Here is a 25,372-nt window from a genome sequence, read left to right on the forward strand (position 1 = left end):
GCCACTCTCCTATGGTTCGCCAGTAACCGCAAGTGACCACGGGGTCCTTGCGCGAGCGAGCCGACCGGCTCACGACGGAGGAGCAAGAGCGCATGGCCATCACCCTGGTGAACCCCGACGGGCTGCCGGAAGTCGACGCCTACCGGCAGGTGTCGATCGCGACCGGGTCGAAGACGGTCTACCTGGCGGGGCAGGTCGCCTGGGACGCCGACGGCGTCACGGTCGGCGTCGGCGACCTCGCCGCGCAGGTCGAGCAGTGCTACCTCAACGTCGCCACCGCCCTGGCCGGGGTCGGCGCGTCGTTCGAGGACGTCGCGAAGATGACCGTCTACGTGGTCGACTGGACGCCGGACAAGTTCCCGCTGTTCCTGGAGGGCGTCGCACGGGCGGCGGCGAAGCTGGGCGTCACCCCGGTCCCGCCGGGCACGCTCCTGGGCGTCGCGGCGCTGGACGTGCCCGAGCACCTGGTCGAGCTGGAGGCCATCGCGGTCCTCGACTGAGCAGGAGTCCTCCGCGCGGGCCCGTAGTGATCGATATCGTGCCCGCGTGACGGAGGACAGTTGGTTGGCGGACACCCGGACCTCTTACGACACGGTCGCGGTGGCTTACGCGGACTACGTGCGGGACTCCCTGGCCGGTGAGCCGTACTTGCGGGCGGCCCTGGGGCTGTTCGCGGACAGGGTGCGGGCGGCCGGCGGCGGACCCGTGGCGGACGTCGGCTGCGGGCCGGGCCTGGTCACCGCTCACCTGAACGGGCTGGGCGTGGACGCCTTCGGCATCGACCTGTCGCCCGCGATGGTCGAGCTGGCCCGCCGCGAGCACCCCGGCCTGCGGTTCGAGGTGGGCTCGATGACGGAGCTGGACCTGCCCGACGCGTCGGTCGCGGGCGTGCTCGCGTGGTGGTCGCTGATCCACGTCCCGGACGACGTGGTCCCGGCGGTGCTCGCCCGGTTCCGGCGGGTGCTGCGCCCCGGCGGGCCGCTCCAGGTCGGCTTCCACGTCGGCGACGTGTCCAGGCTGAAGACGGAGGGCTACGGCGGCCACCCGATGAAGGTCCACGTGCACCGCCGCCGTCCCGCGACGATGGCCGCCTGGCTGCGCGAGGCCGGGTTCACCGTCGAGGCGGAGATCCTGCTCGACCCCGACCGGGAAGTGCCGCAGGCCATCCTCGTCGCGCGCCACGACGCCTGACCGGCCGGTCGACGGCGTCGGGTGGCCCGTGCCCCCGCCGCGGCGGGTGACGCCGCCGGCCCGGCGTCACCGGCCGCGGCCGGTCTCCTCCTGGAGGCGGTCGATCATCCGGGACGCCTCGACCTTCGTCAGCCCGTCCGGCACCTCTTCGCCCGCCTCCTGCGCCAGGGTGTGCAGGTAGGACTCCTGCGGCCCGGTCATCGGCTCGTCACCGGTCGTCCAGTCCTCCGGGTCCTTCTCCGGTGTGCGGTTCACGGACGTCTCCCTTCACTCGAACGCTCGTTCGAGGTACCCGGCGTGACCCGGTGTCAACCCTGCCGCCCGTCACCGCCCCGGTGGTCAACCCCGAAGTCGCCCGTCGCCGGGGACCGGTGCCGAAGGGGTCGCTGTGCGTCATCCGCCGTGCGGGCCGGCCGCCCGCGCCTGCTCCGTCCGGGCAGGCTGTCCGCGCGGACCAGCCGGGAATCGACGCCAGGACCACGGGCTGTGCCGGGAAATGGGTGAGATCGGCTCGGTGGACGAGTCGGAGGAGGCGTTCGTCACCGCCTTCGGTGCCGGTGCCCGCCATTCGCGGCCGACTGGGAAACCGACGATCGGACATGTCGCGCCGGGTGCCTCCTCGGTATGGTCACGTGACTGTGGGTAGTGGGGGCGACATCCGGCGTGGCACCTCGCGGCTGTGGAAGCCGGCGGCCTGGGTGCTGCTGGCCGGTCTCCTCTACCTGTACGTGGCGGTGTGCGCGACCGACGACGACGCGCACGCGCCGAGCCCGGAATCGCTGGTCCACGTCGCCACGTCCGCGCTGCCGCCGAGCGGTGACCACCACGGCGACACCGAGGGCTGCGGCGCGCTGATCCACGATCCCGGATGTTTCGTCGTCGGCGACTTCTTCGCCGGTGTGCAGCAACTGGTCGCGCTGTGCGCGTTGTTGCTGTGCCTGGCGCTCATCGCGCGCGGCAAAGCGCGGAACCGCCCCGCGCGCGTCGTCGTCCGCGGTTATCCGCCTCCCGCGCGAGTGCGCGGTGGGCGGGGAGTCCTGCTGTCGGTGTGCGTCTCGCGGACGTGACCGGCCCCACCGCGGCGCGCGTCCTCCAGCGCTCCGCGGCCCATTCGCCCGGTGCGGGGATCGGCGCTGAGAACCGGCGCTGAGAACGGCGCTGAAGACCGGCCGGCACGCGGCACGTCGTCGTGCGCGTGCCATTGCGGTCGGACGTGGCGCAACAAGCCACGCCACGTCCGCCGCCGCACCGAGCCGTGACACCGGCAGCTTCCCTCCACTCACGCCGAAGAGGGCCGTGTGACGCCGCCGCGCGTCCCGTCCCCGTCGTCCGCCGCCACCCGAAGACTCTTCGTCCCCGGAGTTGACATGGTCCGCGTCCCCTTCCCCCGCACCGACCCGAACGACGTCACCGCACCACCCGTGCTGGACACCATCGGCGGCACACCGATGATCAGCCTCCAACACCTGACCAGGCCGACCGACGCCGCCGTGGTCGTCAAGCTGGAGCGCTGCAACCCCGGCGGCAGCGTCAAGGACCGCCCCGCCTGGCACATCGTGCGCAAGGCCGAGGAGGACGGCCTGCTGCGGCCCGGCGGCACCGTCATCGAGTCGTCCTCGGGCAACTTCGGCATCTCACTGGCCATGATCGGCGCGGCGCGCGGCTACCGGGTGATCATCATCGTCGACCCCAAGGCCACCGCGACGAACCTCGCCATGCTGCACGCGTTCGGCGCGGAGGTGATCGTCGTCGACGAGCAGGACGACACCGGCTCCTACCACAAGACCCGCATCGCCCTGGCCAACCGGCTGCACCGCGAGATACCCGGCTCCTTCCGACCGGACCAGTGCTTCAACCCGCTCAACGCCCAGGCGCACCACCGCGACACGGCCGCGGAGCTGGTCGACCAGGCCGGTCCCGGCCTCGCCGCGGTGGTCGCGACGGTGAGCACCGGCGGGCAGCTGGGCGGCATCTCCCGCTACCTGCGCGAGCACGCGCCGGAGGTGCACGTGGCGGGCGTGGACGCGATCGGGTCCACCGTGTTCGGCGGCGAGTCGCACGCCTACCTCATCCCCGGCGTCGGGCTGGGCTGGACGCCGACCAACCTCGACGACCTGTCCCGCCTGGACTCCGTCTACAAGGTCTCCGACGAGGACGCCTTCCTCGCCTGCCGGGTGCTGGCCCGGTCGGAGGGCGTCCTGGTCGGCGGTTCGACCGGCGCGGCGCTGTGCGTGGCGCTGCGGCTGGCCCGGCGGCACGGCGCGGACCGCTCCGTCGCCCTCCTCGCCGCCGACAGCGGCGAGCGGTACCTGCACACCATCTACGACGACGACTGGCTGCGCGGGCACGGGCTGAGCCCGGACACCTCGCCGGCCGAGCTGCTCCGCCGGGTGGACCGGCTGGTCCCGTACAGCACGCACCCGGCGGGCACGGCGAACTACCGGCCCGAGCTGGCCGGCGAGCTGGGCTCGCCGCACGCGCCCGCCGACGGCCACCGGCCCGCCGCGACGACCCGGCCCCGCCCGTGACCAGCGGCACCGACCAGGTCCGGTCCGCCGCGGGCGGCGCGTGGTCGGTCACCGGCTTCCGCCGGCTGTGGCTGGCCAACACCGCCGACGCCTGGGCCGTCTCGCTGCTGCCCGCGGTGGTGACCCTGGCGCTGGTGCACCGGGGGTCGGGCGCGCTGGTCCTGGGGCCCGTGCTGGCCGCCAAGACCGTCGGGTTCGTCCTCGCCACCGTGCCGGGCGGGGTGCTGGCCGACCGGTGGTCCCGCCGCCGGACGATGGCGCTGGCGTGCGCGCTGCGGGCCGTCGCGGCCCTGCTGCTGCCGGTGGCGCTGCTCGGACCGGGCTGGGCCGCCGCGGCGTGCGTCTTCCTCGTCGGCGCGGGCGAGGGCGCGTTCCGGCCGTCCTACCAGGCGATGGTCGGCGACCTGGTGCCCGAGGAGCGGCGGCAGTCGGCGAACGCCCTGTCCACCATCACCTTCCGGCTCGCGCTCGTGCTCGCGCCCGGTGCGGCGACCGCGGCGGTGCTCTGGGTCGGCCCGTGGGCGGTCCTGGTGCTCACGGCCGCCCTGTGGTGCGTGGCCGCGCTCGCCGTGCGCCGGCTGCCCGAGCGCCACACCGACCGCGCCCGCCCGGAGGGTTCGGCGGTGGCGCAGTTCCGGTCCGGGGTGCGCGAGGCGCGTCGCCACCGCTGGTTCGTCGCCGGCCTGGTGATGCTGGTGTTCGTGCTCGCGGTGGGCGAGGCGGCGCAGCTGGTGCTGCTCCCGGTGATCAGCAACGACCGGTTCGGCACCGACTTCGTCTACGCCGCCGCGCTGACCGCCTACTCGGTGGGCGCGCTGGCCGGTGGCGCGGTCATGGCGCGGTGGAACCCCGCGCTGCCCGGTCTGGTCGCCGTGCTGGGGTTGGCGCTCTACGCGGGCATCCCGCTGGCCCTGGCGCTCTCACCGGTCGCGTGGCCGCTGCTGGTCGCCTACGCGTTGGCCGGTGTCGGCATGGAGCTGTTCAACGTGCCGTGGTTCAGCGCGCTCCAGCGGGAGGTGCCGCCGCACCTCCGGGCGCGGGTGTCCTCTTTGGACTTCATGGTCTCGTACTCCATGAGCCCGCTCGGGTTGGCGCTGCTGCCGCTGGTCGTCGAGGCGACCGGCACCACGACCGCGCTGATCGGCACCGCGGTCGTGGTGCTGGTGGCGTGCGCGGGGACGTTGGCGGTGCCGGGCATGACGCGCTTCCGCACGCGGGAGCACCGGTCGGGCGGCGTTCCCGAGGGGCACGGGCCAGCCGGGCGGTGAGCGCCGGCGCGGATGTGCCGCCGGGTGCCGGCGGCACGTCCGCGCCCCCGACGCGGCCGGGCGTCGCGCGGGTGCTCAGACCCGCCGCGCCGGTAGCGCACCGGGAAATGAGCATGTGGTGCTCAGGCGCGGTGGGGTGCGCGTTGCCGACGATGAGCCGGTCACGCGAATCACTCATCCGAGGGAGCTTCCATGAAGTCTCGCCTGATCCGCCTGCTGGCGGCGGTGGCGCTGGGCGGCTGGCTCGCCGCCGCGCCCACCGCGGCGACGGCCGGGGCCGCCGCACCGGACCAGCCGGCCCAGGCCGCCGCCACCTTCCTGCTCGTCGCCGGGAACAGCGGGCTGTGCGTCGGTCCCGCCGTCGGCTCGCCGCACGACGGGGCGGCGATCCTCCAGGACCACTGCAACGGGCACCTCGCCGCCTGGCGGTGGGAGCTGCGCTCGCTGGGCGGCAACCTGGTCGAGATCCGCAACGCGGGCAGCGACCGGTGCGTCGACGTGTTCCTGGCGGGCCGGGACAACGGCGTCGCGACGATCCAGTACGGCTGCAACGGCGGCTTCCACCAGCACTGGTTCGTCACCGACAAGGGCGACGGCTACGTCGAGTTCCGCAACCGGAACAGCGGCAAGTGCCTCGACGTGGCCCAGGGGTTCCGCCACCTCGGCGCGCCGATCTGGCAGTGGGACTGCCACGGCGGGGCGCCGCAGCGGTTCAAGCTCGGCTGACCGGGGCCGGCCGGGGGTACGGGGGGTGCTGGGGGTCGGTCACGCCGACCCCCAGCGCGTCGCGCAGCTCGGCGCGACCGGTGACCCCGAGCGCCAGGTAGCCGGCGTGCAGGTGGTTGTCGATGGTGCGCTTCGAGGTGTGCAGCCGGTCGGCGATCTGCTGGTTGGTCAGCCCGGACGCGGCGAGCAGGGCGACCTCCAGTTGGCGCGGCGTGAGCCCCGTGAACCGCTCGGCGCGCAGCGCGGGCGTGGTGGCCCGGTCGAACGCCCCGTCCAGCGCCGCCCGCCGCCGGGCCGCGGCCCTGGCGGCGCGCTCGTCACCGGCGCCCCGGTGCGCCCTGGTGGCCGCCGCGAGCGCTTCCGCCTCGAACAGGGTGGCGCCGAGCCGCCCGAACCGGAGCGCGGCGTCCTCCAGCGCCGCCGGGTCGCCGTGCTCGCGGCCGAGGGCGTGCGCCGCGCAGGCCCGCGTCATCGGGTCGTCGAGCAGGTCGGCGAGTTCGGCGAGCCGGGACGCCGTGCCGCGCCCGAACCGCGCCGCGTCGTGCAGCGCGGCGGCCTCGTACCCGTGCGCGCCGTGCGCCCGCGCGGCCTCGGCCGCGGCCAGCGCGGCGTCCGCCGCTTCCGCCACGGGGCCGGCGCAGGCCAGCACCCACGGGCGCGCCAGGTCCACCTGGAGGCCGTGCGTCCGCCAGGCGGGCCGGTGGGCGGACTCGGCGCGGGCCAACGCCTCGGCCGCCTCCGCCGGTCGTCCGCACAGCGCCTCGGACATCGCCAGCTCGGCCAGGATCGCCGTGTCGTACGGGCTCGGCCAGTCCGCGTCGGCGCTCGTGCCCTCCCTGGCCCAGCGCACGGCCTCCCGCGCCCGGCCGCGCAGCCGCGCGCAGCGGCTGAGCGCCGCGCACCACAGCGAGTGCGAGATGGTGGGCCCCGAGTCGTCGTAGGACTCCTCGATCATCCGCGCCGCGACCTCCTCGGCCCGCGCCAGGTCGCCACCGAGCGCGAGGTTCCCGCACCGCAGGCTGTCGGTGTTGATCTGGAGCCACTGCTCGGTGTCGCGGACGGCGGCGACGCGCTCGCCGTTGTCGTCGAGGGTCGCCGACGACGCCGTGTACCGGCCCGCGAAGTGCTCGGTCAGCGCGCGCAGGTAGTGCAGGCCCGCCCCGAGCCAACCGCCGGGGTCGGCGCCGGCGAGGGCGGCCTCGACCTCGGCGCGGATGTCCGCCACCGGGTCGTGGTGCGCCCGGAAGCACAGCCGGAAGAACCGCAGGGCGTCGCGCTCCGCCGACGGGAGGTCGGGCCGGTCCGCCTCGCGCAGCACGGCGAGCGCCCGAGGCAGGTCCGCGAGGCCGAAGTACGCGTTGTACGCGCGGGTGCTCGCGAGCTGGACCGCCCCGGTCGGGCCGTCGGCGTCACCGGTGGCGTCGGCCAGCACCGCCTCGGCCCGGTCCGGCGCCTTGCGGTAGAGCAGCACCTGGGCGAGCAGCTGCCGGGCGCGCGCGCCGCCGCCCCGCGCGACGGCGGCCGAGACCAGCCGTTCGACCAGCGGCGCGCTCCGCGTCGCCCACGCGTGCTCGGCGGCGGCCGTCAGCAACTCGGCGGAGGCGGGCGAGTCGCCGTCCAGCCGCCAGGTCGCCAGCCGCAACAGGTCCTCGCGGCGACGCGCGCCGACGGATTCCAGCGCGTCGGCGAGCGCGCCCAGGTGCGCGCGGGCGCGCAGGGTCGGGCAGGTGGCGCGCAGCAGCTCGCCGTACAGCGGGTGCCCGAGCCGGGCGTGGGCGCGCCGGTCGCTCCGCTCCACCCGCACCAGCCCCGCCGCCTCCAGCTCGTCCACGGTGTCCGGAGAGGACAGCGCGGCGAGGAGGTCCAGTTCGAGCGGCCCGCCGTAGGCGACCAGCTCCAGCGCCCGGCGCGCCGGACCGCCGAGCCGGCCCAGGTTGTCGGCCACCACCTCCGCCAGCCTGCCGGTCAGCTCGGTGCGGCCCGACCACGTCCAGATCCCGTCGCGCTCCGCCAGCGCGCCCGTGGACCGCCCGGCGGTCACCAGTTCCCGCACGTACAGCGGGTTGCCCGCGCTGTGCGCCCAGATGCGCTGCCGGAGCCCGCTGTCGGCGTGCCCGCCGAGCGCGCTCGCGAGGAGGTCGTCGACGGCGGCGCGGGTGAGGTCGGGCACCGGTAGCCGGACGAGCAGGTCGGTCCGCCACAGCGCGGCGAGCCGGTCGGCGTCCGCCGCGGGGCGGGCGGTGAGCAGCACGGTGGCCTCGTCGTGCCGGGCCAGGTGGTGCAGCAGGGCGATCGAGGCGTCGTCGAGCAGGTGCGCGTCGTCGACCGCGAGCACCAGCCGGCCGGGCGTCCGGGCGAGCAGGTGCTCGGCGGTGTGCCGGACCGGGTTGCCGCCGGCGGGCGGGAGGTCCGCCGGCAGCGCGCCGGCCAGCGCGCCGAACGGGAGCTGCGCGGTCGCCGCGGTGGCGTGGCAGCGGACGACGTGCCGACCCAGGCGGTCGCACAGCTCGTCGGCCAGTCGGCTCTTGCCCACGCCGGGCGGCCCGGTCAACACCACACCGCGCCGATCACGCGCCGTCAACGCGCGCATCGCGATCGACAGTTCCGTCTGGCGGGCGACGAACGGCCATTCACGCACAACTGTCAAGAGCAACGGGCCAGCGCGGGGATACACGCGGCGCGGGCGGTCGCTGTCACGTGGAATACGCGCCCGGAGCGCGCGTGGGGACAGGACGGCGTGCCGCTCACCGCCCGACCAGGCCGGAGCGCCACGCCCACGACGCCACCTCGACCCGGTTGCGGGTGCCGAGCTTGCCCTGGACGGACGTGAGGTGGGTCTTCACCGTCGACAGCGACATGTGCAGGTGGGCCGCGATCTCCTGGTTCGTCAGGCCGCGCGCGACCTCGCGCACGACGTCCTGCTCGCGCGCCGTGAGCGCGCCGGGCGCGGGACCGTGGCCGCGCCGCGCGAAGTGCGCCAGCAGCCGCACGGTCACCTCCGGCGAGATCAGGGCGTTGCCCCGCGCCGCCGCCCGCACGGCCTCCACGAGCAGCGCCGGCCCGGCGTCCTTGGTGAGGAACCCGCTCGCGCCGTTCTCCAGCGCGGTGTGCACGTACTCGTCCAGGTCGAAGGTGGTCACCACGACGACCCGGCACAGCGGCGCGAGGCGCTTGGCGACCTCCAGCCCGTCCAGGCCGGGCATCCGGATGTCGACCAGGCACACGTCCGGCCGCAGCTCGTGGGCCGACCGGACGGCGGCGACGCCGTCGGGCACGTCCGCCACGACGGTGATGTCGGGCTGCTTCTCCAGGATCAGGCGGAAGCCGACGCGGACCATCTCCTGGTCGTCGGCGATGAGGACGGAGATCACCGGCGGCCCGTCCACGGCAGCTCGGCGCACACGCGCCAGCCGTCGGCCACCGGCCCGGCGGTGAACCGGCCGCCCAGCAGGGCGACCCGCTCCCGCATGCCGACCAGGCCGTAGCCGCCCTCGCCGCGGTTCCGGCCGCCCTCGCCGTCGTCGGCGACGACCAGGCGCACCGCGTCCGGCGTGCGGGTCAGCTCGACGTCGACCGCGCTCGGCCGCGTGGCGTGCTTGCGGGCGTTGGTGAGCGCTTCCTGGACCAGCCGCAGCAGCGAGCGGCCCAGCTCGGGCGGCAGGTCCGCGGGCAGGTCGAGCCGCAGCCGGACCGGGATGCCCGACTGCCTCGTCCGCTCCACGGCGGCCAGCACGTCCGCGCCGAGGTCGGTCGTCGCCGTGTCCGGCTCGCCCTGCCGCAGCGCGCCGACGAGGCCGCGCATCGCGCCCAGCGCCTCCGACCCGCTGCGCACGATGCCCGGCAGCAGGCGGTGCGCCGCGCCAGGGTCGTCGTCGGACACCTCCAGCGCGGCCTGCGCCTGCACCAGCATCCCGGTCAGGTGGTGCGCGACCACGTCGTGCAGCTCGCGCGCCAGCGCCATCCGCTCCTCGCGCTGGGCGGCCGACACGGCGGCCGACACCCGGGCCGCCCGCTCCGCGTCGCGCGTCCGCTGGAACCACCCCGCGCCGAGCGCGAGCGAGCCGATGAGCAGCGGCCCGGCGACGTTGGTCGGCGTGAACGAGTAGCCGCGCACGAAGGCGGCGTGCGCGCCGACCGCGACGAACACCGCCACCACGGCCACGACCACCCCCGGCGACGAGCGCCGCGCGGCGGCCACGGCCACGACGCAGCAGGCGGCGGTCTCGGCCGGCGACACCGGGCTGAGCAGGCCGTCCAGGCTCTTCCCGACGACGTCGAGCAGCACCGTGGTCGCCACCACCGACCCGGCCGCGACGGCGGTCGCCGCACCGATCCGGCGCGGCGCGGCCGAGGCCGCCAGCGCCGCCGCGCACGCCGGCGCGGTCGCCAGCCACGCGCCGAACTCCGCGACGGACGTCGGCCGCAGCCAGCCGAGCTGCGTCAGCAGCAGCGCACCGAGCCCGAGCGCGACCGGCCACTGCCGGCGGAGTCCGTCCACGGTGGACACCGTACTGGCGGCCGACGGGGGGTCGCATCGGTCATCCGGCCGACCCGGAATGGCGCTCCGGCCGAGGCGCGCGACCCGGTGCGCCACCGAGGATCGACCCCATGAGTCCGATTCTGACGGCCCGCGGGTTGGTCAAGCGCTACGGCGACGTGCGGGCGCTCGACGGGGTGGACGTCGACGTCGAGCGCGGGGAGGTGGTCGCCGTGGTCGGCCCGTCCGGTTCCGGCAAGACCAGCCTGCTGCGGGTGCTGTCGGGCGTCCTGCCCGCCGACGGCGGCGAGGTCCGCGTGGACGGCGCCGCCGTCGGCGACCGCTCGGAGGCGGAGCGGGCGGTGCTGCGGCGCACGGTGTTCGGCCTGGTGTTCCAGTCCGGGATGCTCGTCGCCGAGCTGACCGCCGAGGAGAACGCGGCGCTGCCCGCGCTGCTCGGCGGCGTCCGGTGGGCGGAGGCGCTGGGCGCGGCGCGGGAGTGGCTGGACGTGCTCGGGCTCGCCGGGCTGGCGAGCCGTCGGCCGGCGGAGCTGTCGGGCGGTCAGGCGCAGCGGGTGGCGATCGCCCGCGCCCTGGTCCACCGGCCGGCCGTGGTGTTCGCGGACGAGCCGACCGCGGCGCTGGACAGCCGGACCGGCCACGAGGTGGTGACGTCCCTGCTGACGGCCGCGCGGGCGGCGGACGCGGCGGTGGTGCTCGTGACCCACGACCACGGCGTGGCGGGCCGCGCGCACCGCGTGCTCGACTTCCGGGACGGGCGGGTCGTGGCGGAGGTGACGCCGTGAGGCCCGTGGCAGGGGGCGCGCCGGGACTGCTGTCCGCGGTGGTGGTGAGCGGTCCGGGCGGTGGTGGGCGTCGGCCGGTGGCGCCGGGCGGCGTGGCGGGGGTGGCGCGGTGAGGCTGGCGTTCGCCGTGCTGCGCGGTGACCGGGGCGGCCGGGTGGCGGCGGCGCTGGCCGCGGTGGGCACGGCGGCCGGTGTGCTGCTGGCGCTGTGGCTGCTGACCGCGCCCGGCGCGCTCGACGCGCGCGAGGCCCGTGCCGCCTGGCGCACGCCGCCGGCGGGCGCGACGCCGGGACCGCTCGCGGTCGCGGTCACGCGGGACGAGTTCGACGGGAGGCTGATCGAGCGGTTCGACGTCGCGTCGACGACCGCCGGCGAGGTGGCCGTGGCGGCGGGCATCCCGCGCCGGCCCCGCCCCGGCGAGGTGCTGCTCTCGCCGGCGCTGGCGGAGCTGGTGCGGACCGTGCCCGCCGACCGGCTCGGCGACCGCTTCCCCGGCGCGGTGGTCGGCGAGCTGGGCCCGGAGGCGCTGCGCTTCCCCGACGAGCTGGTCGCGATCGTCGGCCACCGCGTCGGCGAGGTGGAGGGCGTGCCGCGCCGCGACCTCGTCGGGTCGACCGCCGTGAGCGGTGTCGGGAGCGGGATGCCGCGGCTGCTCACCGAGGTCGGCCTGGTCGTGCTGGTGGTGCCGTGCCTCGCCCTGGTCGCCGCGGTGGGCAGGCTCACCGAGGCGGCACGCGCACGCCGGTTCGCGGCGCTGCGGCTCGCGGGCGCGACACCGGGCCAGGTGGTGCGGCTGACGGCGGTGGAGGCGGCGGTCGGCGCGCTCGCGGGCAGCGCGCTCGGCGTGGCCCTGTCCGTGCCCGCGAGCCGGTTGGCGGCGCGGGTCCCGTGGGGTGGCGGCGCGTGGTTCCCGGAGGACTTCGTCCCGGACCCGGTGACGGCGCTGGTGGTGGCCGTGCTGAGCGCGGCCCTGCTGGTCGGCGCGGCGGTCCTCGGGCACCTGCGGCAGCTCGCGCGCCCGCCCGCGCCGCCCGCGGACCAGCGGGTGACCGCCCGGAGGCTGCTGTTCGCGCTCGCGGCGGCCGGGGTGTTCGCCCTGGGTCTGGTGCACGCGCAGCAGGCCGCGGGCCCGCAGCGGTTCACGGTCGTGCTGGTCGGTGTCGGCGGCGTCGTGGTGGCGCTGGTGCTCGTGGGACCCGTGGCGACCGGGCTGGTCGGCCGGGCCCTGCTGCGGTGTCGGCGCGGGCCGCTGGGGCTGCTGGTCGGCCGTCGACTGGCCAGCCGGCCGGTGGCGTCGTTCCGGGCGTCGGCGGGTGTGCTGGTCGCGGTGTTCACCGGCGCGCTGGCGCTGACCATGCTGCCGACGCTGGAGGAGCAGGTGCGGTTCGACGACGGGACGTGGCGGCCGGGCGCGGTCGTCGCGCGCGGCGTCGACCCGCCGGCGCGCGTCGACGCGGTCCGGCGGGAGGCCGGCGCGCCGGTCGTGCCGATGACCACGGCGCTGGTGGTGTCGGGAGGCCGTGCGCACCAGGCGGTCGTCGGTCGGTGCGCGGAGGTCGCGACGGTGCTGGCCGGGCTGGTCTGCGCGCCGGGGCCGGCCGTCTACGCGCCGGGGCCGCTGGAGGGCCCGGCGCGGCTGCACGACCGGCGGGACCGGTCGGACGTCGACCTGCCGCCCGGTGTCCCCGTGCGACCGTCCGGCGGCCCGGTCGCGGTCGTCGACCCGGAACTCGCGCCGTCCGTCGCCGCGCGCCCGGACACCGCGGTCGTCCGGACCACGCCGGAGAACCGCGACGCGGTGCGCACGGTGCTGGCCCGGGTGCTGCCGGGGATCGCGTTGCTCGACCGCGGCAGCACCGACGGCCTCGCCGTGACGGTGCTCGGGGACCTCCGGCGCGCGGTGGTCGTCGGCCTGGTGCTCGCGGCGTCGCTCGGTGGGGTGGGCGCGTCGGTGGCGGCGGCGGGGTCGGTGCTCGACCGCGGCCGGACGTTCGCCGCGCTGGTCGCCGCCGGGACGTCGAAGCGCCTGCTGCGCCGGGCGCTGTGCGCGGAGGTGCTGCTGCCGGTGTGCGCCGTGACGCTGGCGGCCTGTGGCGCGGGCGTCGCGGTGGGTATCGGGTTGCTGTCGGTGACGCCGGGCATCCCCGACGGGGCGCGGGCGCAGGTGACGCCGTGGCTCGCCGTGCCGGTGGCGGCGGGTGCGGTCGTCGCGCTCGCGGCGGCCGTGACGAGCGGGTCCGTGCTGCGGCGCGTCACGGCCGTCGAGCAGCCGGGCGAATGAGCGCGAGTCCATTGTGGATAGTCTGATCGGACCGGGGTCCATGTCTGTCACCATCATCGCGTCGCCGTGCGCGGCCGTCGTCCCCGCCTCGTGCGGGCAGCCGAGAGGGGCGGAACCGAACCCGGACGCCGCACCGCCGACCGAGGTCCCGGTGGAGCACGCGCGCCGGGCGGGCGCGGTGCTGGAACCGACCCAGGGGCGACGCTCGTGAAGTTCTCCGGAGGGGTGCGCTCCGCCCTGCTGATCAGCGGGCAGGGCATCCGGGCGCACAAGCTGCGCACGTTCCTGTCCACCATGAGCCTGTTCCTGGGCGTCCTCGCGGTGCTGACCGTGCAGGCCGGCGCGGAGGTCGCGCAGCGGGTGCTGGTGGGCGACGTCGAACTGGCCCAGGGGCGGGACGGCACGCTGCGCTTGCAGGTGCCGGACGAGGGCACCGCGGCGGAGGTGGTCGAGCGCACCCTGGCCGGGCGCTCGGACGGGGTCGCGACCACGAGCCTGTCGGCGGTCATCGGCGAGCCCGGCGTCCGGCCGGTCAACGAGGGCGCGCTGCCGTTCGACCGCCCGCGCGGCACGACCGCCGACCCGTGCGCGGGTGACGAGGGGTGCGCGCCGGGCGAGCGCGAGGCCGACGGCCAGGCCGTCGAGGTGCGGCTGCACGCCGTGACCGGCGATGTCCGCGCGTTCCGGCCGTTCCGGACGGTGTCGGGGCGGTGGCTGGACTTCGCGGGCGCACCGTCCCTGGCGCCGGGGATCGTGCTCAACGAGGAGGCCGCGAAGGGCCTGCGGCGGCACCGCGTGCCGGCGGAGCTGGCCGTGGCCGGCGCGACCGCCCACCTCACGCCGCGCGTGCTCGGCGTCGTGGCGGACGGCGGCGCTCAGCCCGCCGCGTACGTGCGCGTGGACGAACTGCGCACGTGGCTGCCGAAGAGCCCGCCTGCCGACCCGGCGCGGGGCGGCGCGCGGATGCAGGTGCTGTTCGACCCCGCCGCCGACGACCTGGCGCGCACGCTGCGCGCCCGGCTGGTCGCCATCGGGCTCGACGCCGACGAGCTGCGCGTCGACGTGGTCGACGCCCGTGCGGAGCGGGAGGGCCAACTCGCGCTGATCCGGTGGATCTTCCTGGGCATGGCGGGGCTGGTGCTGCTGATCGGCGTCGCCGGCATCCTCAACGTGGGCCTGGCGACGGTGGGGGAGCGCGTGGAGGAGTTCGCGCTGCGGCGCGCGGTGGGCACGCCGCGCCTGCTGCTGGCGGCCGTGGTGCTCGCCGAGACCCTGCTGACGGGCCTGCTCACGGCCGCCGCCGCGATCGGGGTGGGCGTGGTGGGGCTGCGGGTCGGCGCGGCGTGGCTCGGGCACCCGGCGCTGGAGGGCGTCGCGTTCCCGTGGCAGGCGGGCGTGGCCGGGGTGGTGGCGGGCCTGGTCGCCGGTGTGCTCGGCGGGCTCGTGCCGGCGGTCCGCGCGGCGCGCATCCCCATCGCGGCGGTGATGCGCGCCTGAGCGGCGGTCGGGGCCGTCGGTCGGGTGCCGACGACCCCGGAGCGTCCACTTCGGACAAAGGTCTGCGGCTTGTGGCGATTCGATCCATTGTGGATCGGGTTCGGAATGTCCTCGCGACCGCCTAGGCGGAGCCGGGGCTGTCCAGCATCGGACATCCGGGGTTGGGCACGTCCACGGCCAGGGGCGGGCCGACCGGGCTGCGGTAGAGCACGTCGAGCACGAGCGGCGTGGCGCCGAGGTTGCGCCCGAGGTGGACGTAGCCCGGACCGCTCTCCTCCACGATCACCTGCCCGGCGTGGTAGACGCCGTCGATCGAGCAGTTCGACTCGTAGTGGTCCAGCACGCCCTGCCGGATGTAGCCGGTGACCTCACCGGGGTGGTAGTGCCAGCCGGTGCTGCCGCCCGGCGCGATCGTGATCTCCTTCAGCGCGTACCGGGTGTCGCCGACGACCCGGTCGAAGACCGTGACCGCCGTGACGCCGCGACCGGGCGTCGCGTGCGCGGTGTCGGGCGTCGCGACCAGGGACAGGCCCACGACGACGGCGGCGGCGAGCGCCGGCGGGGAAACCTCGTGCCTCAACTGGACCTCCGGGTCAGGAGTCGGGACACCGACAGTAGGGCCGTGCGGTGCACGTGTCGTCGACGGCGGGCCGACCGCGTGTCCGGTGGGGGCGTCCGGCGCGCGCTGCGCGGCGCGGGGGAGACCAGCCCGAACCGGGGACTGCCGCGCGGGACCGGTCGACCCGCACGACGTCCGCCCGCCTCAGCGGTCCGCGCCGGGCGCGGCCGTCTCCAGCAGCCGTCCGCCGTCCAGCCGGAGGCCGCGGTCGACGCCGATCGCGGCGAGGAACCGCTCGTCGTGGCTGACGACGACGAACGCGCCCTGGAAGGCGTTGAGCGCGCTCTCCAACTGCCCGACGCTGACCAGGTCGAGGTTGTTCGTGGGCTCGTCCAGCAGCAGCAACTGCGGCGCGGGCTCCGCGAACAGGACGCAGGCGAGCGTGGCGCGCAGCCGTTCACCGCCGGACAGCACGCCGACCGGGAGGTGCGCCCGCGCGCCGCGGAACAGGAAGCGCGCGAGCAGGTTCATCCGCTGCGCGGGCGGCATCGCGGGCGCGAACGCGGCCAGGTTCCCGGCGATCGTGCGGTCGCCGTCCAGGAGGTCCAGGCGCTGCGACAGGTAGGCGATCCGCCCGTCGGCCCGCCGCACCTCGCCGCGGGTCGGCTCCAGGTCGCCGTGGACGATCCGCAGCAGGGTGGACTTCCCCGCGCCGTTGGGCCCGGTGAGCGCGATCCGCTCGGGACCCCGGATCACCAGGTCCACGCCGTCGCCCGCGAACAGCTCCCGCCCGCCGTAGCCGGCGCGCAGGCGCTCGCCCGCGAAGAGCGTCCGGCCCGCGGGCACCGCGGTCTGCGGCAGCTCCAGGCTGATCCGCTGGTCGTCCCGCAGCGCGCGCTCGGCCCGGTCGAGCTTGGCCTTGGCCGCGCTGACCCGCGCGGCGTGCGTGCCGTCCGCCTTGGCCGCCGACTCCTGCGCGTTGCGCTTCATGTTCCCGGCGAAGATCCTGGGCAGGCCCGCGTCGCCGAGCGTGCGCGCGGCGTTGCTCGCCCGGCGCGCGGCGCGTTCGCGGGCCTGCTGCATCTCGCGCTTCTCGCGCTTGACCTCCTGCTCGGCGTTGCGGATGTTCTTCTCGGCGACCTCGCGCGCGGCCTCGACCGCCTTCTCGTACTCGGTGAAGTTCCCGCCGTAGTAGCGGACCTCGCCGCCGTCCAGCTCGGCGATGCGGTCCACGCGGTCGAGCAGCGCGCGGTCGTGGCTGACCACCAGCAGGCAGCCGGACCAGTCGTCGAGCACGTCGTAGAGCTTGTGGCGCGCTTCGGCGTCCAGGTTGTTGGTCGGCTCGTCGAGCAGCAGCACGTCCGGGCGCTTGAGCAGCTGCGCCGCCAGGCCGAGGGAGACGGTCTGGCCGCCGCTGAGCGTGCGCAGGGTGCGGTCGAGGCCGAGGTCGCCGAGGCCGAGCCGGTCCAGCTGGGCGCGGGTCCGCTCCTCGATGTCCCAGTCGTTCCCGATGGTGGTGAAGTGCTCCTCGGCGACGTCGCCGGACTCGACGGCCGCCAGGGCGCGCAGGACCCCGTCGATTTGGAGGATCTCGGCGACGGTCGGTTCGCCGACCAGTGGCAGGTCCTGCGGGAGGTAGCCGAGGACGCCCTCGACGGTGACGCTGCCCGCCGACGGGCGCAGCTCGCCCGCGATCAGCTTGAGCAGGGTGGTCTTGCCCGCGCCGTTGGGCGCGACGAGACCGGTGCGACCACTCGGGACGGTGCAGGACAGGCCGTCGAAGACCGGGGTGTCGTCGGGCCAGGAGAAGGACAGGCCGGACACGACGACGCAGGATTCGGACATGGCGGTGAGACCTCGGATGTGGTGCGGGCAGCACGGTGCCCGATGGGAGAGGTGGACGACGAAGAGGGACCGCCACGGCTGAGCCGGGGGCCGCCGACTCCGGGGATCACCCGGAGATGTCGTCTTCACCTGCCACGTCGAGTCTCCTCACGAACGGGTCTCCGGGGTTGAGGGTACCAAAGGCGGTCACGAGTCGTCGGTGGACTCCGGCACCGAAGGCGGTGACAGGTGCGTGGGCGGTGCCCGGAGCGCGCCCCGCTCGGGACGGCCCGCCGGGCCCGCCGTCACCGGGACGACGGCGGGCCCGGCGGGCTCTCGGACGGCGTGGCCGGCACCGTGGTCGTGCTCGGCGCGGGGCTGCCCGGAGAGGGGCCCGGAGAGGGGCTGCCCGGAGAGGGGCTGCCCGGTGTTGGGCTGTCGGGTGCGGTGCTGCTCGGCGGTGCCGAGGTCGTGCCCGTCGGGGACTCCGACGTGCGGCCGGGCGACGAGGTCGGCACCGGACCCGACGTCGTCGCCGGAGGTGTCGTCGCGGGAGGCGTCGTCGTACTGCCGCCGGGCAGCGGCACGCCCTCCTCCCGCAGGACGCCCAGGATCCGGGCCTTGGCGCCCTCCAGCGCCTGCTGGACCTGCTGGACCGTCATGCCGGGCACGTCCCGCGCCAGCCGCGCCAGCTCCGCCCACACCTCCTCCAACCGCGCCTTCGCCCGCGGGCTCAGGTCCTCGGGCAGGCTGACGACGAGCTGCGCGGCCAGCGCGTAGGTCACGCACCGCACGCACGAGTGGTTGACGGCGACGGCGATGTTCTCCGGCACCACCACGTCCGCCTGCCCGACGACGAGCACCACCTGGAACGCCACCGCGACCGTCGTGCAGTCCCGGCACGACGCCAGCGCGTACGCCTCGTTCCGGTTGTCCACCACGCCGTCGGTCTCCCAGACGAGCGCGAAGGACACCTCGTAGCGCACCGACCCGTCGACCGTGTTCACGGCCAGCGCCTGGTTGTCGCCCGGTCCGGGCGGCGCGGGCAGGTCGAGCGGGAACACCAGGGTCGGCTCGCCGGCCGCGCCGTCGGCGGGCGCGAGGACGAGGGCCAGCACCGGCTTCTCCCTGGTGGGCAGGGGAGTCCCGCTCGGCCACGCCGTCCGGGCGGCCCGCGCCTCGCCGGGAGCGGGCGTCGCCCGCCCGGAGCCCGCCGCCGCGCCCACCGCACCGGGCACGGCGTCGACCACCGTCCCGCGCTCGTCGGGTCGCACCGGCCGGTACCGGTCGGGCTGCGGCCACCACGCCCACAGCAGGCCCGCGAGCACGGCGAGCCCGCACACCACGACGAGCGCGCGGCGTCCGGGCCTGCCGCCGGTGGACCGCCAGACCCGCGCGCAGACCCGCCGCGCCAGCCGGACCAGCAGCAGGCCGACGCCCAGCACGGGCAGCGCGATCGCCGCGACGGAGAGCACCCGCACCAGCACGAGCGCCAGGTCGCCGTCGCCCAGGGCCGCGCCCGCGGACCGCCACTGCTCGCCGACGCCCTGCCACGCCGTCGCCACGACGCGGGGCAGCGCCAGCACCAGCAGCGCCGTCCCGGCCAGCAGCAGCGGCACGACGAGGAGGACCCAGGCCGTCACCACGGCCCGCGCCCACGGCTTGAGCACCTTCGACTCCGGCCTGCCCCAGCGGTGCGGCAGCAGGCCCAGCAGCGTCGGCTTGATGTGCCGGAACAGGTCGGGCACGCCCGTCAGGTCGGCGAGCACGTGGTAGCCGTCGTACCGGACCACCGGCGCGAGCTGGCGCAGCATCTGCGCGATCTGCGTCGCCACCACCAGCAGCAGCGCGTCCCACCCGGACACCCACCAGGCGACGTGCACCGCGACCGCCACCAGCGCGTTGAAGTACAGACCGCCCAGGTCGGTGCGCAGCCGGCCGGCCCGCCCGAGCCGGTAGCTGTCGGTGACGTCGGTGTAGAAGGCGGGCCACAGCAGGTACAGGCCGAACCCCATCGCGCCGGGTGTCGCGCCGCCGTAACGGGCCGCCGCGGCGTGCCCGAACTCGTGGCAGCCCGCCGACACCACCGTCACCGCGAACACCAGCAGCAGCAGGGCCGGCTGGTGGAACGCCTGGTGGGTGGCGCCCGCGAGCCCTTCGTGGAACAGCACCCAGGTCGCCACCGCGGCGAACGCCACCAGCGCCGCGACCACCACCGCGGGGTGGAACAGCCGGGCGAACGGCGCGGTGATCCGCCTGGTCACCGCGGGGTCCGCCACGACGTGGCGCAGGCGCAGCCCGAGCAGCGGCTCCGCCTTGCGGTGCTCGGGCTCGGTCCCGTCGGGCAGCCGGAGCACGCCCAGTGGCGCGAGCTTGGTCGCCAGCAGCACCCGCACGTCGTCGGCGGTCACCCGGCGGCCGACGGCCCGGCCCACCGCCGCGGCGATCCCGGCGTGGTCGGCGCGCCCGTCGACGGCCGCCAGCACCCGGTACAGCAGCGGCGTCAGCTGGAGCACCTGGCCGTCGGCGCGGCGGACCAGCGCGGGCGGGCGGCGGTAGCCGGAGTCGCGCAGCTCGCCGATCAGCTCGACGCCCCGCGCCCGGTGCGGCACGTCCGACGCCGGGGCGGTGGTCGCGCCACGCCCGGCGGTGCCCTCGCCCGAGGCGTTCACCGGACCGCTCACTGGTCGATGCCCGACCTCTGCTCGGCGTTCGCCTCGGCGGTGCCGTCGATGGTCTGCTGGATGATGGCGTCCTGCTGCGCGACCGCCGTCGCGGCCGAGCCGTCCGAGCCGATGTTCGCGGCCACGGCGGCGTCGATCGGCGCGGCGACGTTGGCGTTGGCGGCCACCGCCCCGTTGATCGGCGCGGCGAGGTCGAGGTCGGCGGCGAGGTCCACGTCGACGTTGAGCAGGCCGCCCTCCAGCGCGGCGGCGGGGTCGGTGGGGTCGACGGGCGCCGACCGCACGGCGTCGGCCTGACCGCCGGCGGGCGGCGTCGCCGGCCGCTCGCCCTGGTCGATGGCGCTGTCCTGGCTGGAGTTGGCGACGGCCTCGCCGGTGATGCCCTGCTGGATCGCGGCGCCCTGGTCCGCCAGGGCCTGGGCGGTGGACCCGTCGGACAGCACGTTCGCGCCGACGGCGGCGTCGATCGGGGCCGCGACGTTGGCGTTGGCGGCCACCGCGAGGTCGATCGGCGCGGCGAGGTCGAGGCCGAGGTCCAGGTCGACGTTCAGGTCGAGCAGCGAGTACACCTCCTTGTCCGGCAGCGCCGTTCCGCCCTCGGCGGCCAGGTCGTCGGCGGACAGCGGTGGCAGGTTCGCGTCGCTCATCGGTCGCTCCCGTTCGTCTGGTCGGCCGGCCGGTCGCATGGCCGGTGGTGGTCCAGACCACTACCCGCATCGGCAGCGGTGAAACGGGTCGGGCGGCCCGGTCGCGGTATCGGGCCGGGAAAACCCTCCGGGCGGTGTTCCGTCGCTGGTCCGGATGCCGTAGCGGGAGGTGAAACTTCTTCACCTCCCGCTACGGCGGCGTTGCCCGCCGGCCTCTCGACCGACCACCGGTCGGGGTGACGGGCGGTGGCGGACCGCCCGTCACCCCGACCGGTGGCGGCTACGCGGCCAGGAACTCCACCAGCAGCTCGGAGATCTCGTCCGCGTGGGTCCACAGGAACCCGTGCGGGGCGCCCTCGATCTCCACGTAGCGGGCGCTGGGCAGCCGCTTGGCGAACTCCCGCCCGCCGGCGTCGACGGGCAGGATGCGGTCGGCGGTGCCGTGCACGATCAGCGTCGGCACGCCGGTCTCGGCGATCTTGGGGATGTCCGCCCGGAAGTCGGTCAGCCAGGTGGGCACCACGGCCCAGGACGCCTTCGCGCCCGCGCCCGCGGCCACCGCGTAGCTGGTCCGCACGGCCGCCTCGCTGATCCGGGAGCCCAGGTTCTCGTCGAGGTTGTAGAAGTCGCGGTAGAACTGGTCGAACCAGGCATAGCGGTCGGACTTGGCGGCGGCCAGGATGCCGTCGAACACCGCGGCGTCCACGCCGGTGGGGTTGTCCTCCGTCTTGAGCAGGAAGGGCTCCAGCGACGCCAGGAACACGGCCTTGGCCACGCGCGCCGCGCCGTGCCGGGCGAGGTAGCGGCCCACCTCGCCGGTGCCCATCGAGAAGCCGACCAGCGTGACGCCGGTCAGGTCCAGCGCGGTGAGCACCGCGGCCAGGTCGTCGGCGAAGGTGTCGTAGTCGTAGCCGACGCTCGGCTGGTCGGACTTGCCGAAGCCGCGCCGGTCGTAGGTGATCACGCGGTGGCCGGCGTCCAGCAGCGCCTGCTCCTGCTTCTCCCACGACGCGCCGGACAGCGGGTAGCCGTGGATGAGCACGACGGGCCGGCCGGTGCCCCGGTCGGTGTAGTGCAGGTTGATGTCGGCGCTGTTCTCCTGGCCGACCTTGATGTACGGCATGGGGTTCCTCTCGGTGTCTCGCTCGTGGTCGCCGGTGCGACAACGGCGAAGCTATTACCGAACGATCGGTAAAGCAACGTGGGCGGCGAGACACGTGATCCTCGTCGTAACCCTTGCGGGTGGACCGTTCGTTCGGTAATCGTGGACGAATGGCCCGGCCACCGTCCGTCCACGACGACGAGCTGTACGACCGCCTGGCGGAGGTGTTCCGCACCGCCGGGTACGAAGGCGCGTCGCTGGGCGCGCTGGCCGAGTCCACGGGGCTGAAGCGGGCGAGCCTGTACCACCGCTTCCCGGACGGCAAGGCGCAGATGGCCGAGGCGGTCCTGGGCCGGGTCGAGCGGCTGTTCGACGGGCTGCTGGAGCCGATGCGCACGGACCCGGACGTGCGGGCGGGCATCGCGCGGTCGGCGGCGCGGATCGCCGAGTTCTACGGCGGCGGGCTGCTGTCGTGCGTGCTGGACACCCTGCCGCTGAGCGGCGCGCCGGACCGGGTGCGGCTGCGGGCGGCGGCGGTGGCCGACGGGTGGATCTCCGCGATGGCCGACGCCGCGCGGCGCGGCGGCCGGGCCGAGGACGACGCCAGGTCCGCGGCCGAGGACGCGTTCGCCCAGGTCGAGGGCGGCCTGGTGTACGGCCGGCTGTTCGGCGACGGCACGCCGTTCCGGCGGGCGCTCGCCCGGCTGCCCGACCTGCTGCTCGGCTGATGCCGCCCGGCCTGCTGCCCGCCGCACGACGGCGCGGGCCGCACCACCCGGTCGTAGTGCGGCCCGCGGTCGACGGAGGGGCGAGGGCGCGGCGCCGGCACGGCACCGCGCCCCCGACGGTCATGGCCTGGCGTGCACCCTCTTCTCCTCGTAGAAGAACTCCCTCAGCAGGTTGTTCCGGATGGCGGGACCCTGCGCCTCGTACGGACCACCGGGACCGGTGAGCTGGTCGATCTGCTGGAGGACCGCCTGGCTCTGCTGCCTCAGCTCCGGTGGCAGCTGCACGACCGCGCTCCTCGGGTCGTTCGGGTCGATCCGGGTTTCGTTGCCCTGTAGGTAGTTCTGGAACTGGTCCCAGCTGATCGGCGGGGCAACGCCCTGGTCCGGCATGTAGTCCAGGCGCGTGGGGTTCTGGTTGAGCTGGTTGTGCGCGTTCTCGTTGAGCAGCACGTTGTGGTACTCGACCAGGAGGCGCTGGGTGTTCTGGTTGTTGATGTCGTGCTCGTTCTGCCGGGCGTGCCCGAGCTCGTGGAACAGCGTCTTGTTGTCGGCGTGGTTGCTGTCCGCGATGAGCAGGTTGTCGGGAGCGCTGTACGCCGCGCCGCCCTGCTGCTCCGCTTCCCAGTACGCCGGGCTGTTCGCGAAGTCCGGGTCCGCCATGAGCTCGGGATCGACGCCCATGAGCTGACCCAGCGTCATGTTCTGCTGCTCGGGCGTCAGCCCGACGGTGCTGCCCTCCGGCAGGGCCGAGACCGGCGAGTTGTACTTGATGCTCGGGTCGGCGGGGATGACGACGACCGCCGGGTTGCTCTGGAGCCCGAGCTGGTTGGCGATGTCGTTGATCCGCTCGTTGACCGGCCGGCTGTCGTTCTGCGGCATCGGCGTCGCGCCCGGCGGCGGCATGTCGGTCGGCTCGGGGGCGTTCTGGTTGTTGTCCCCGTTGTTGTTGCCGCCGTCGTTGTTCCCGCCGTCGTTGTTGCCGCCGTTGCCGTCCTGGTTGTCGTTGCCCTGGTTGTTCCCGCCCTGGTTGTTGTTGTCGGGGCCGTTGTTGCCGCCCTGGTCGTTGCCGGTGTTTCCGGTGTTGCCGGTACCGCCGGTGTTGCCGGGGAGCGGCGGTGGCGGTGGCGGCGGTGCGCCGTTGTTGCCGGTGTTCCCGGTGAACGGCGGCGGCACCGGTGGCGGTGCCCCGGTGTTGCCCGTGTTGCCGGTGAAGGGCGGTGGCGGTGGCGGCGGTGCGCCGTTGTTGCCCGTGTTGCCGGTGAACGGCGGCGGCACGGGCGGCGGTGCGCCGGTGTTGCCGCCGGGACGCCGCGGTGGCGGAGGCGGCGGTGCGCCGTTGTTGCCACCCGTGGGACGCGGTGGCGGTGGCGGCGGTGCGCCGGTGTTGCCGCCGGACGGCCTCGGCGGAGGCGGCGGGGGCGCGCCGGTGTTGCCGGTGTTGTTGCCGCCACCCGAGGTGTGGGTGTCGCCGCCGGGGCCGCTGCCCGGAGGCGGCGGGGGCGGGCCGCCGGCGTTGCCCGACGGCGGGGGCTGGTTGCCGCCGCTGGACGTGTTCGTGTTGCCGCCCTGGGACCCGCTCGGGCCGACGTCCGGCTGATCGGTCTTGATGTTGTTGAGCTTGTCGGTGACGTCGCTGTCGACGTCGAGCAGCTCTTGCAGCGACTGGCGGACCTTCCGCGCCGCGCCGGCCGCGCCCTGCGCGCCCGCCTGCACCGCTTCGGCGCTCTGGGTGATGTTGCTGTTCAACGGCGGCGTGATCATGCTGCCGAAGGTGCCGTAGGCGTCCGCGGTCGCCTGGTGCGACGCGAGGTTGGTGCCCGCCGTGGTCAAGCCCTGCTCCAGGCTGTCCAGCTGCTGCGCGGCCCAGGTCAGGCTCTGGGGGTTGACCGTCACGCCGTTGTCGCTGCCGCTGTCGCTGGCGGCGTAGCCGTCGTCGAACGGGTTCGCCGGGTCGGCGAACGGGTCCGAGACCTGCGAGTTCGTGCTGTCGGTCGGGCTGGGCGGCGGGCTGTCGAACGGGTTCGAGCCGTCGCCACCGGTCTGGTCCGGCGGCGGTGGCGGCGGCGGGCTCTGGACCGGGGGCGGTGGCGGAGTGGCGGAGGACCCGCCTCCGAAGCGCGCCATCACGCCACCTGCGGCTGGGTCGACGGCGGCGGGGTGCCCTGCTTGCCCTGGTTCTTCTCGTCGCCGTAGAAGTTGCCGTACGCGCCGCCCGCCTTCGCGCCCTCGTGCACGATCTCGGCGCCGTCGGCGAACCGCTCGAAGTTCTTCGAGACGGTCTTGGCCGCGGTGCCGAGCTTGCCCAGCCGCGCGGCCTGCCTGCCCAGCGCGGCGATCAGCTTGGCGATCCGCGCGCCGATCCGCACGGCCAGCGCGGTGGCGGAGGCGACGGCGTAGCCGATGAAGCCGGCGATGGACGCGCCGAAGGTGACGATCGCCATCGCGGCCGCGATCAGCGCGCCCTTGACGAGCTGCGCGAGCAGGCCGGCGATCAGGTCGCGCACGATGTCGCGCAGGATGATGATCAGGGTGCCGGTGACGGCGGTGACGCGGGCCATGCCGTCCACGACCTCGGCCAGCGAGTCCAGCTCGCCGCCGAGCCGGTCCATGCTCGCCCGGAACGCGTCACCCGACTTGCCCTGCCAGCCGGTGAGCTTGCCCATCGCGTCCTTGTGCTGGGCGGCCTGGTCCCGGATCTGCTTGGCTTCGCCCTTGACGGCGTTGACGTGCGCCTGGATCGCGTCCTTGTCGCCCATCAGGGCGTCCAGCGGCTCGCGCAGGAAGCTGACGTGCTCGATCAGCCACCCGATGCCGGCGGCCAGCAGCGTGCCGATGGGGTCGACCACGAGGGCGGCCGTGGACGCGACGACGTCGACCACGCTGAACGTCATGTCCAGGACGTGCGCGGTCTCGCTCTCGGACTCCTGCCCGATCGTCTCGACGAGCCCGGCGTAGCTCTCGAAGATGCCCGCGCCGGCGAACTGGTCGGACATGGATCAGCCCACCTCTCCCGGCTCGGTGGTGGACAAGTGGCGCACAACTGCCTCCCTCGGA

21 protein-coding genes are annotated in these 25,372 nt (G+C 75.4%); 10 read left to right on the forward strand and 11 right to left on the reverse strand.

Going from position 1 to position 25,372, the window contains the following annotated elements; genetic code table 11:
- The first annotated feature begins 92 nt into the window (after positions 1-92).
- Positions 93-500 carry a RidA family protein gene (locus tag C8E97_RS11460; protein ID WP_121004375.1) on the forward strand — a complete coding sequence of 136 codons (408 nt, stop codon included), beginning with the start codon at positions 93-95 and terminating at the stop codon, positions 498-500.
- Positions 501-546: 46 nt separating this feature from the next.
- Positions 547-1,191, forward strand: a complete 645-nt coding sequence (locus tag C8E97_RS11465) for a class I SAM-dependent methyltransferase (RefSeq protein ID WP_121004378.1) — start codon at positions 547-549, stop codon at positions 1,189-1,191.
- 66 nt (positions 1,192-1,257) lie between these two features.
- Here the strand turns inward: C8E97_RS11465 and C8E97_RS11470 are convergent, their stop codons facing one another.
- Positions 1,258-1,446: a DUF3072 domain-containing protein gene (locus tag C8E97_RS11470; RefSeq protein ID WP_121004381.1), complete on the reverse strand. Its 189-nt coding sequence runs from the start codon at positions 1,444-1,446 to the stop codon at positions 1,258-1,260.
- 383 nt (positions 1,447-1,829) lie between these two features.
- Between C8E97_RS11470 and C8E97_RS11475 the strand changes: the two genes are divergently transcribed.
- The 4 genes from C8E97_RS11475 to C8E97_RS11490 all read left to right on the forward strand — a co-directional run bounded on the left by C8E97_RS11475 (position 1,830) and on the right by C8E97_RS11490 (position 5,713).
- Entirely contained in the window at positions 1,830-2,258 is a 429-nt protein-coding gene (locus tag C8E97_RS11475) for a hypothetical protein (protein WP_147455071.1), read from the forward strand.
- A 300-nt stretch (positions 2,259-2,558) separates the two neighbouring features.
- Positions 2,559-3,719, forward strand: a complete 1,161-nt coding sequence (locus C8E97_RS11480; RefSeq protein ID WP_121004387.1) for a PLP-dependent cysteine synthase family protein — start codon at positions 2,559-2,561, stop codon at positions 3,717-3,719.
- The gene (locus C8E97_RS11485) at positions 3,716-4,987 is read left to right on the forward strand and encodes an MFS transporter (RefSeq protein ID WP_121004390.1); all 1,272 of its coding nucleotides are present in this window, start codon (positions 3,716-3,718) and stop codon (positions 4,985-4,987) included. Before C8E97_RS11480 ends, C8E97_RS11485 begins: the two co-directional genes overlap by 4 nt.
- A gap of 192 nt (positions 4,988-5,179) precedes the next feature.
- Complete coding sequence (locus tag C8E97_RS11490) at positions 5,180-5,713, forward strand: RICIN domain-containing protein (RefSeq protein ID WP_121004393.1); 534 nt, start codon at positions 5,180-5,182, stop codon at positions 5,711-5,713.
- On the opposite strand, the gene C8E97_RS11495 is transcribed toward C8E97_RS11490, so the two are convergent.
- From C8E97_RS11495 to C8E97_RS11505, 3 genes are all read right to left on the reverse strand, one after another.
- Positions 5,700-8,351: an AAA family ATPase gene (locus C8E97_RS11495; RefSeq protein WP_121004396.1), complete on the reverse strand. Its 2,652-nt coding sequence runs from the start codon at positions 8,349-8,351 to the stop codon at positions 5,700-5,702. The genes C8E97_RS11490 and C8E97_RS11495 overlap by 14 nt on opposite strands.
- 106 nt (positions 8,352-8,457) lie before the next feature.
- Positions 8,458-9,084: a response regulator gene (locus tag C8E97_RS11500; protein WP_121011305.1), complete on the reverse strand. Its 627-nt coding sequence runs from the start codon at positions 9,082-9,084 to the stop codon at positions 8,458-8,460.
- The gene (locus C8E97_RS11505; protein ID WP_246018817.1) at positions 9,081-10,211 is read right to left on the reverse strand and encodes a sensor histidine kinase; all 1,131 of its coding nucleotides are present in this window, start codon (positions 10,209-10,211) and stop codon (positions 9,081-9,083) included. The genes C8E97_RS11500 and C8E97_RS11505 overlap by 4 nt, the downstream gene beginning before the upstream one ends.
- Before the next feature lie 110 nt (positions 10,212-10,321).
- Here C8E97_RS11505 and C8E97_RS11510 point away from each other — a divergent pair, with 110 nt between their 5' ends.
- The 3 genes from C8E97_RS11510 (at position 10,322) to C8E97_RS11520 (ending at position 14,774) form a co-directional block, all read left to right on the forward strand.
- A complete protein-coding gene (locus tag C8E97_RS11510; protein WP_121004403.1) occupies positions 10,322-10,996 on the forward strand; it encodes an ABC transporter ATP-binding protein in 675 nt (224 codons plus the stop codon).
- 109 nt (positions 10,997-11,105) lie between these two features.
- The gene (locus C8E97_RS11515; RefSeq protein WP_121004406.1) at positions 11,106-13,277 is read left to right on the forward strand and encodes an FtsX-like permease family protein; all 2,172 of its coding nucleotides are present in this window, start codon (positions 11,106-11,108) and stop codon (positions 13,275-13,277) included.
- Positions 13,278-13,484: 207 nt separating this feature from the next.
- Positions 13,485-14,774, forward strand: a complete 1,290-nt coding sequence (locus C8E97_RS11520; RefSeq protein ID WP_121004409.1) for an ABC transporter permease — start codon at positions 13,485-13,487, stop codon at positions 14,772-14,774.
- Between the two features lie 121 nt (positions 14,775-14,895).
- On the opposite strand, the gene C8E97_RS11525 is transcribed toward C8E97_RS11520, so the two are convergent.
- From C8E97_RS11525 to C8E97_RS11545, 5 genes are all read right to left on the reverse strand, one after another.
- Positions 14,896-15,354 (reverse strand): cupin domain-containing protein, encoded by a 459-nt coding sequence (locus C8E97_RS11525; protein WP_211346972.1) that lies wholly within the window; start codon positions 15,352-15,354, stop codon positions 14,896-14,898.
- A 183-nt stretch (positions 15,355-15,537) separates the two neighbouring features.
- The gene (gene abc-f / locus C8E97_RS11530) at positions 15,538-17,178 is read right to left on the reverse strand and encodes a ribosomal protection-like ABC-F family protein (RefSeq protein WP_121004412.1); all 1,641 of its coding nucleotides are present in this window, start codon (positions 17,176-17,178) and stop codon (positions 15,538-15,540) included.
- Positions 17,179-17,462: 284 nt separating this feature from the next.
- On the reverse strand, positions 17,463-19,841 hold the full coding sequence (locus C8E97_RS11535) for a hypothetical protein (protein ID WP_211346973.1): 2,379 nt from the start codon (positions 19,839-19,841) through the stop codon (positions 17,463-17,465).
- Entirely contained in the window at positions 19,838-20,488 is a 651-nt protein-coding gene (locus C8E97_RS11540; RefSeq protein ID WP_121004415.1) for a peptidoglycan-binding protein, read from the reverse strand. The genes C8E97_RS11535 and C8E97_RS11540 overlap by 4 nt, the downstream gene beginning before the upstream one ends.
- Positions 20,489-20,768: 280 nt before the next feature.
- Entirely contained in the window at positions 20,769-21,611 is an 843-nt protein-coding gene (locus C8E97_RS11545; protein WP_121004418.1) for an alpha/beta fold hydrolase, read from the reverse strand.
- Between the two features lie 149 nt (positions 21,612-21,760).
- Here C8E97_RS11545 and C8E97_RS11550 point away from each other — a divergent pair, with 149 nt between their 5' ends.
- The gene (locus tag C8E97_RS11550; RefSeq protein WP_121004421.1) at positions 21,761-22,318 is read left to right on the forward strand and encodes a TetR/AcrR family transcriptional regulator; all 558 of its coding nucleotides are present in this window, start codon (positions 21,761-21,763) and stop codon (positions 22,316-22,318) included.
- Positions 22,319-22,438: 120 nt separating this feature from the next.
- Here C8E97_RS11550 and C8E97_RS11555 read toward each other — a convergent pair whose 3' ends face one another.
- Both C8E97_RS11555 and C8E97_RS11560 read right to left on the reverse strand, forming a co-directional pair.
- Positions 22,439-24,442 carry a hypothetical protein gene (locus C8E97_RS11555; RefSeq protein ID WP_121004425.1) on the reverse strand — a complete coding sequence of 668 codons (2,004 nt, stop codon included), beginning with the start codon at positions 24,440-24,442 and terminating at the stop codon, positions 22,439-22,441.
- Positions 24,442-25,311: a WXG100 family type VII secretion target gene (locus tag C8E97_RS11560; protein ID WP_121004428.1), complete on the reverse strand. Its 870-nt coding sequence runs from the start codon at positions 25,309-25,311 to the stop codon at positions 24,442-24,444. Before C8E97_RS11560 ends, C8E97_RS11555 begins: the two co-directional genes overlap by 1 nt.
- Positions 25,312-25,372: the final 61 nt, after the last annotated feature.

This window comes from Saccharothrix australiensis, assembly GCF_003634935.1.
Taxonomy (GTDB): Bacteria; Actinomycetota; Actinomycetes; order Mycobacteriales; family Pseudonocardiaceae; genus Actinosynnema; species Actinosynnema australiense.

Coding starts and splice junctions, on each gene's coding strand:
- C8E97_RS11460 (WP_121004375.1), top strand. CDS start 93: ATGGCCATCACCCTGGTGAACCCCGACGGGCTGCCGGAAGTCGACGCC.
- C8E97_RS11480 (WP_121004387.1), top strand. CDS start 2,559: ATGGTCCGCGTCCCCTTCCCCCGCACCGACCCGAACGACGTCACCGCA.
- C8E97_RS11490 (WP_121004393.1), top strand. CDS start 5,180: ATGAAGTCTCGCCTGATCCGCCTGCTGGCGGCGGTGGCGCTGGGCGGC.
- C8E97_RS11510 (WP_121004403.1), top strand. CDS start 10,322: ATGAGTCCGATTCTGACGGCCCGCGGGTTGGTCAAGCGCTACGGCGAC.
- abc-f (WP_121004412.1), bottom strand. CDS start 17,178: ATGTCCGAATCCTGCGTCGTCGTGTCCGGCCTGTCCTTCTCCTGGCCC.
- C8E97_RS11540 (WP_121004415.1), bottom strand. CDS start 20,488: ATGAGCGACGCGAACCTGCCACCGCTGTCCGCCGACGACCTGGCCGCC.
- C8E97_RS11545 (WP_121004418.1), bottom strand. CDS start 21,611: ATGCCGTACATCAAGGTCGGCCAGGAGAACAGCGCCGACATCAACCTG.
- C8E97_RS11550 (WP_121004421.1), top strand. CDS start 21,761: ATGGCCCGGCCACCGTCCGTCCACGACGACGAGCTGTACGACCGCCTG.
- C8E97_RS11555 (WP_121004425.1), bottom strand. CDS start 24,442: ATGGCGCGCTTCGGAGGCGGGTCCTCCGCCACTCCGCCACCGCCCCCG.
- C8E97_RS11560 (WP_121004428.1), bottom strand. CDS start 25,311: ATGTCCGACCAGTTCGCCGGCGCGGGCATCTTCGAGAGCTACGCCGGG.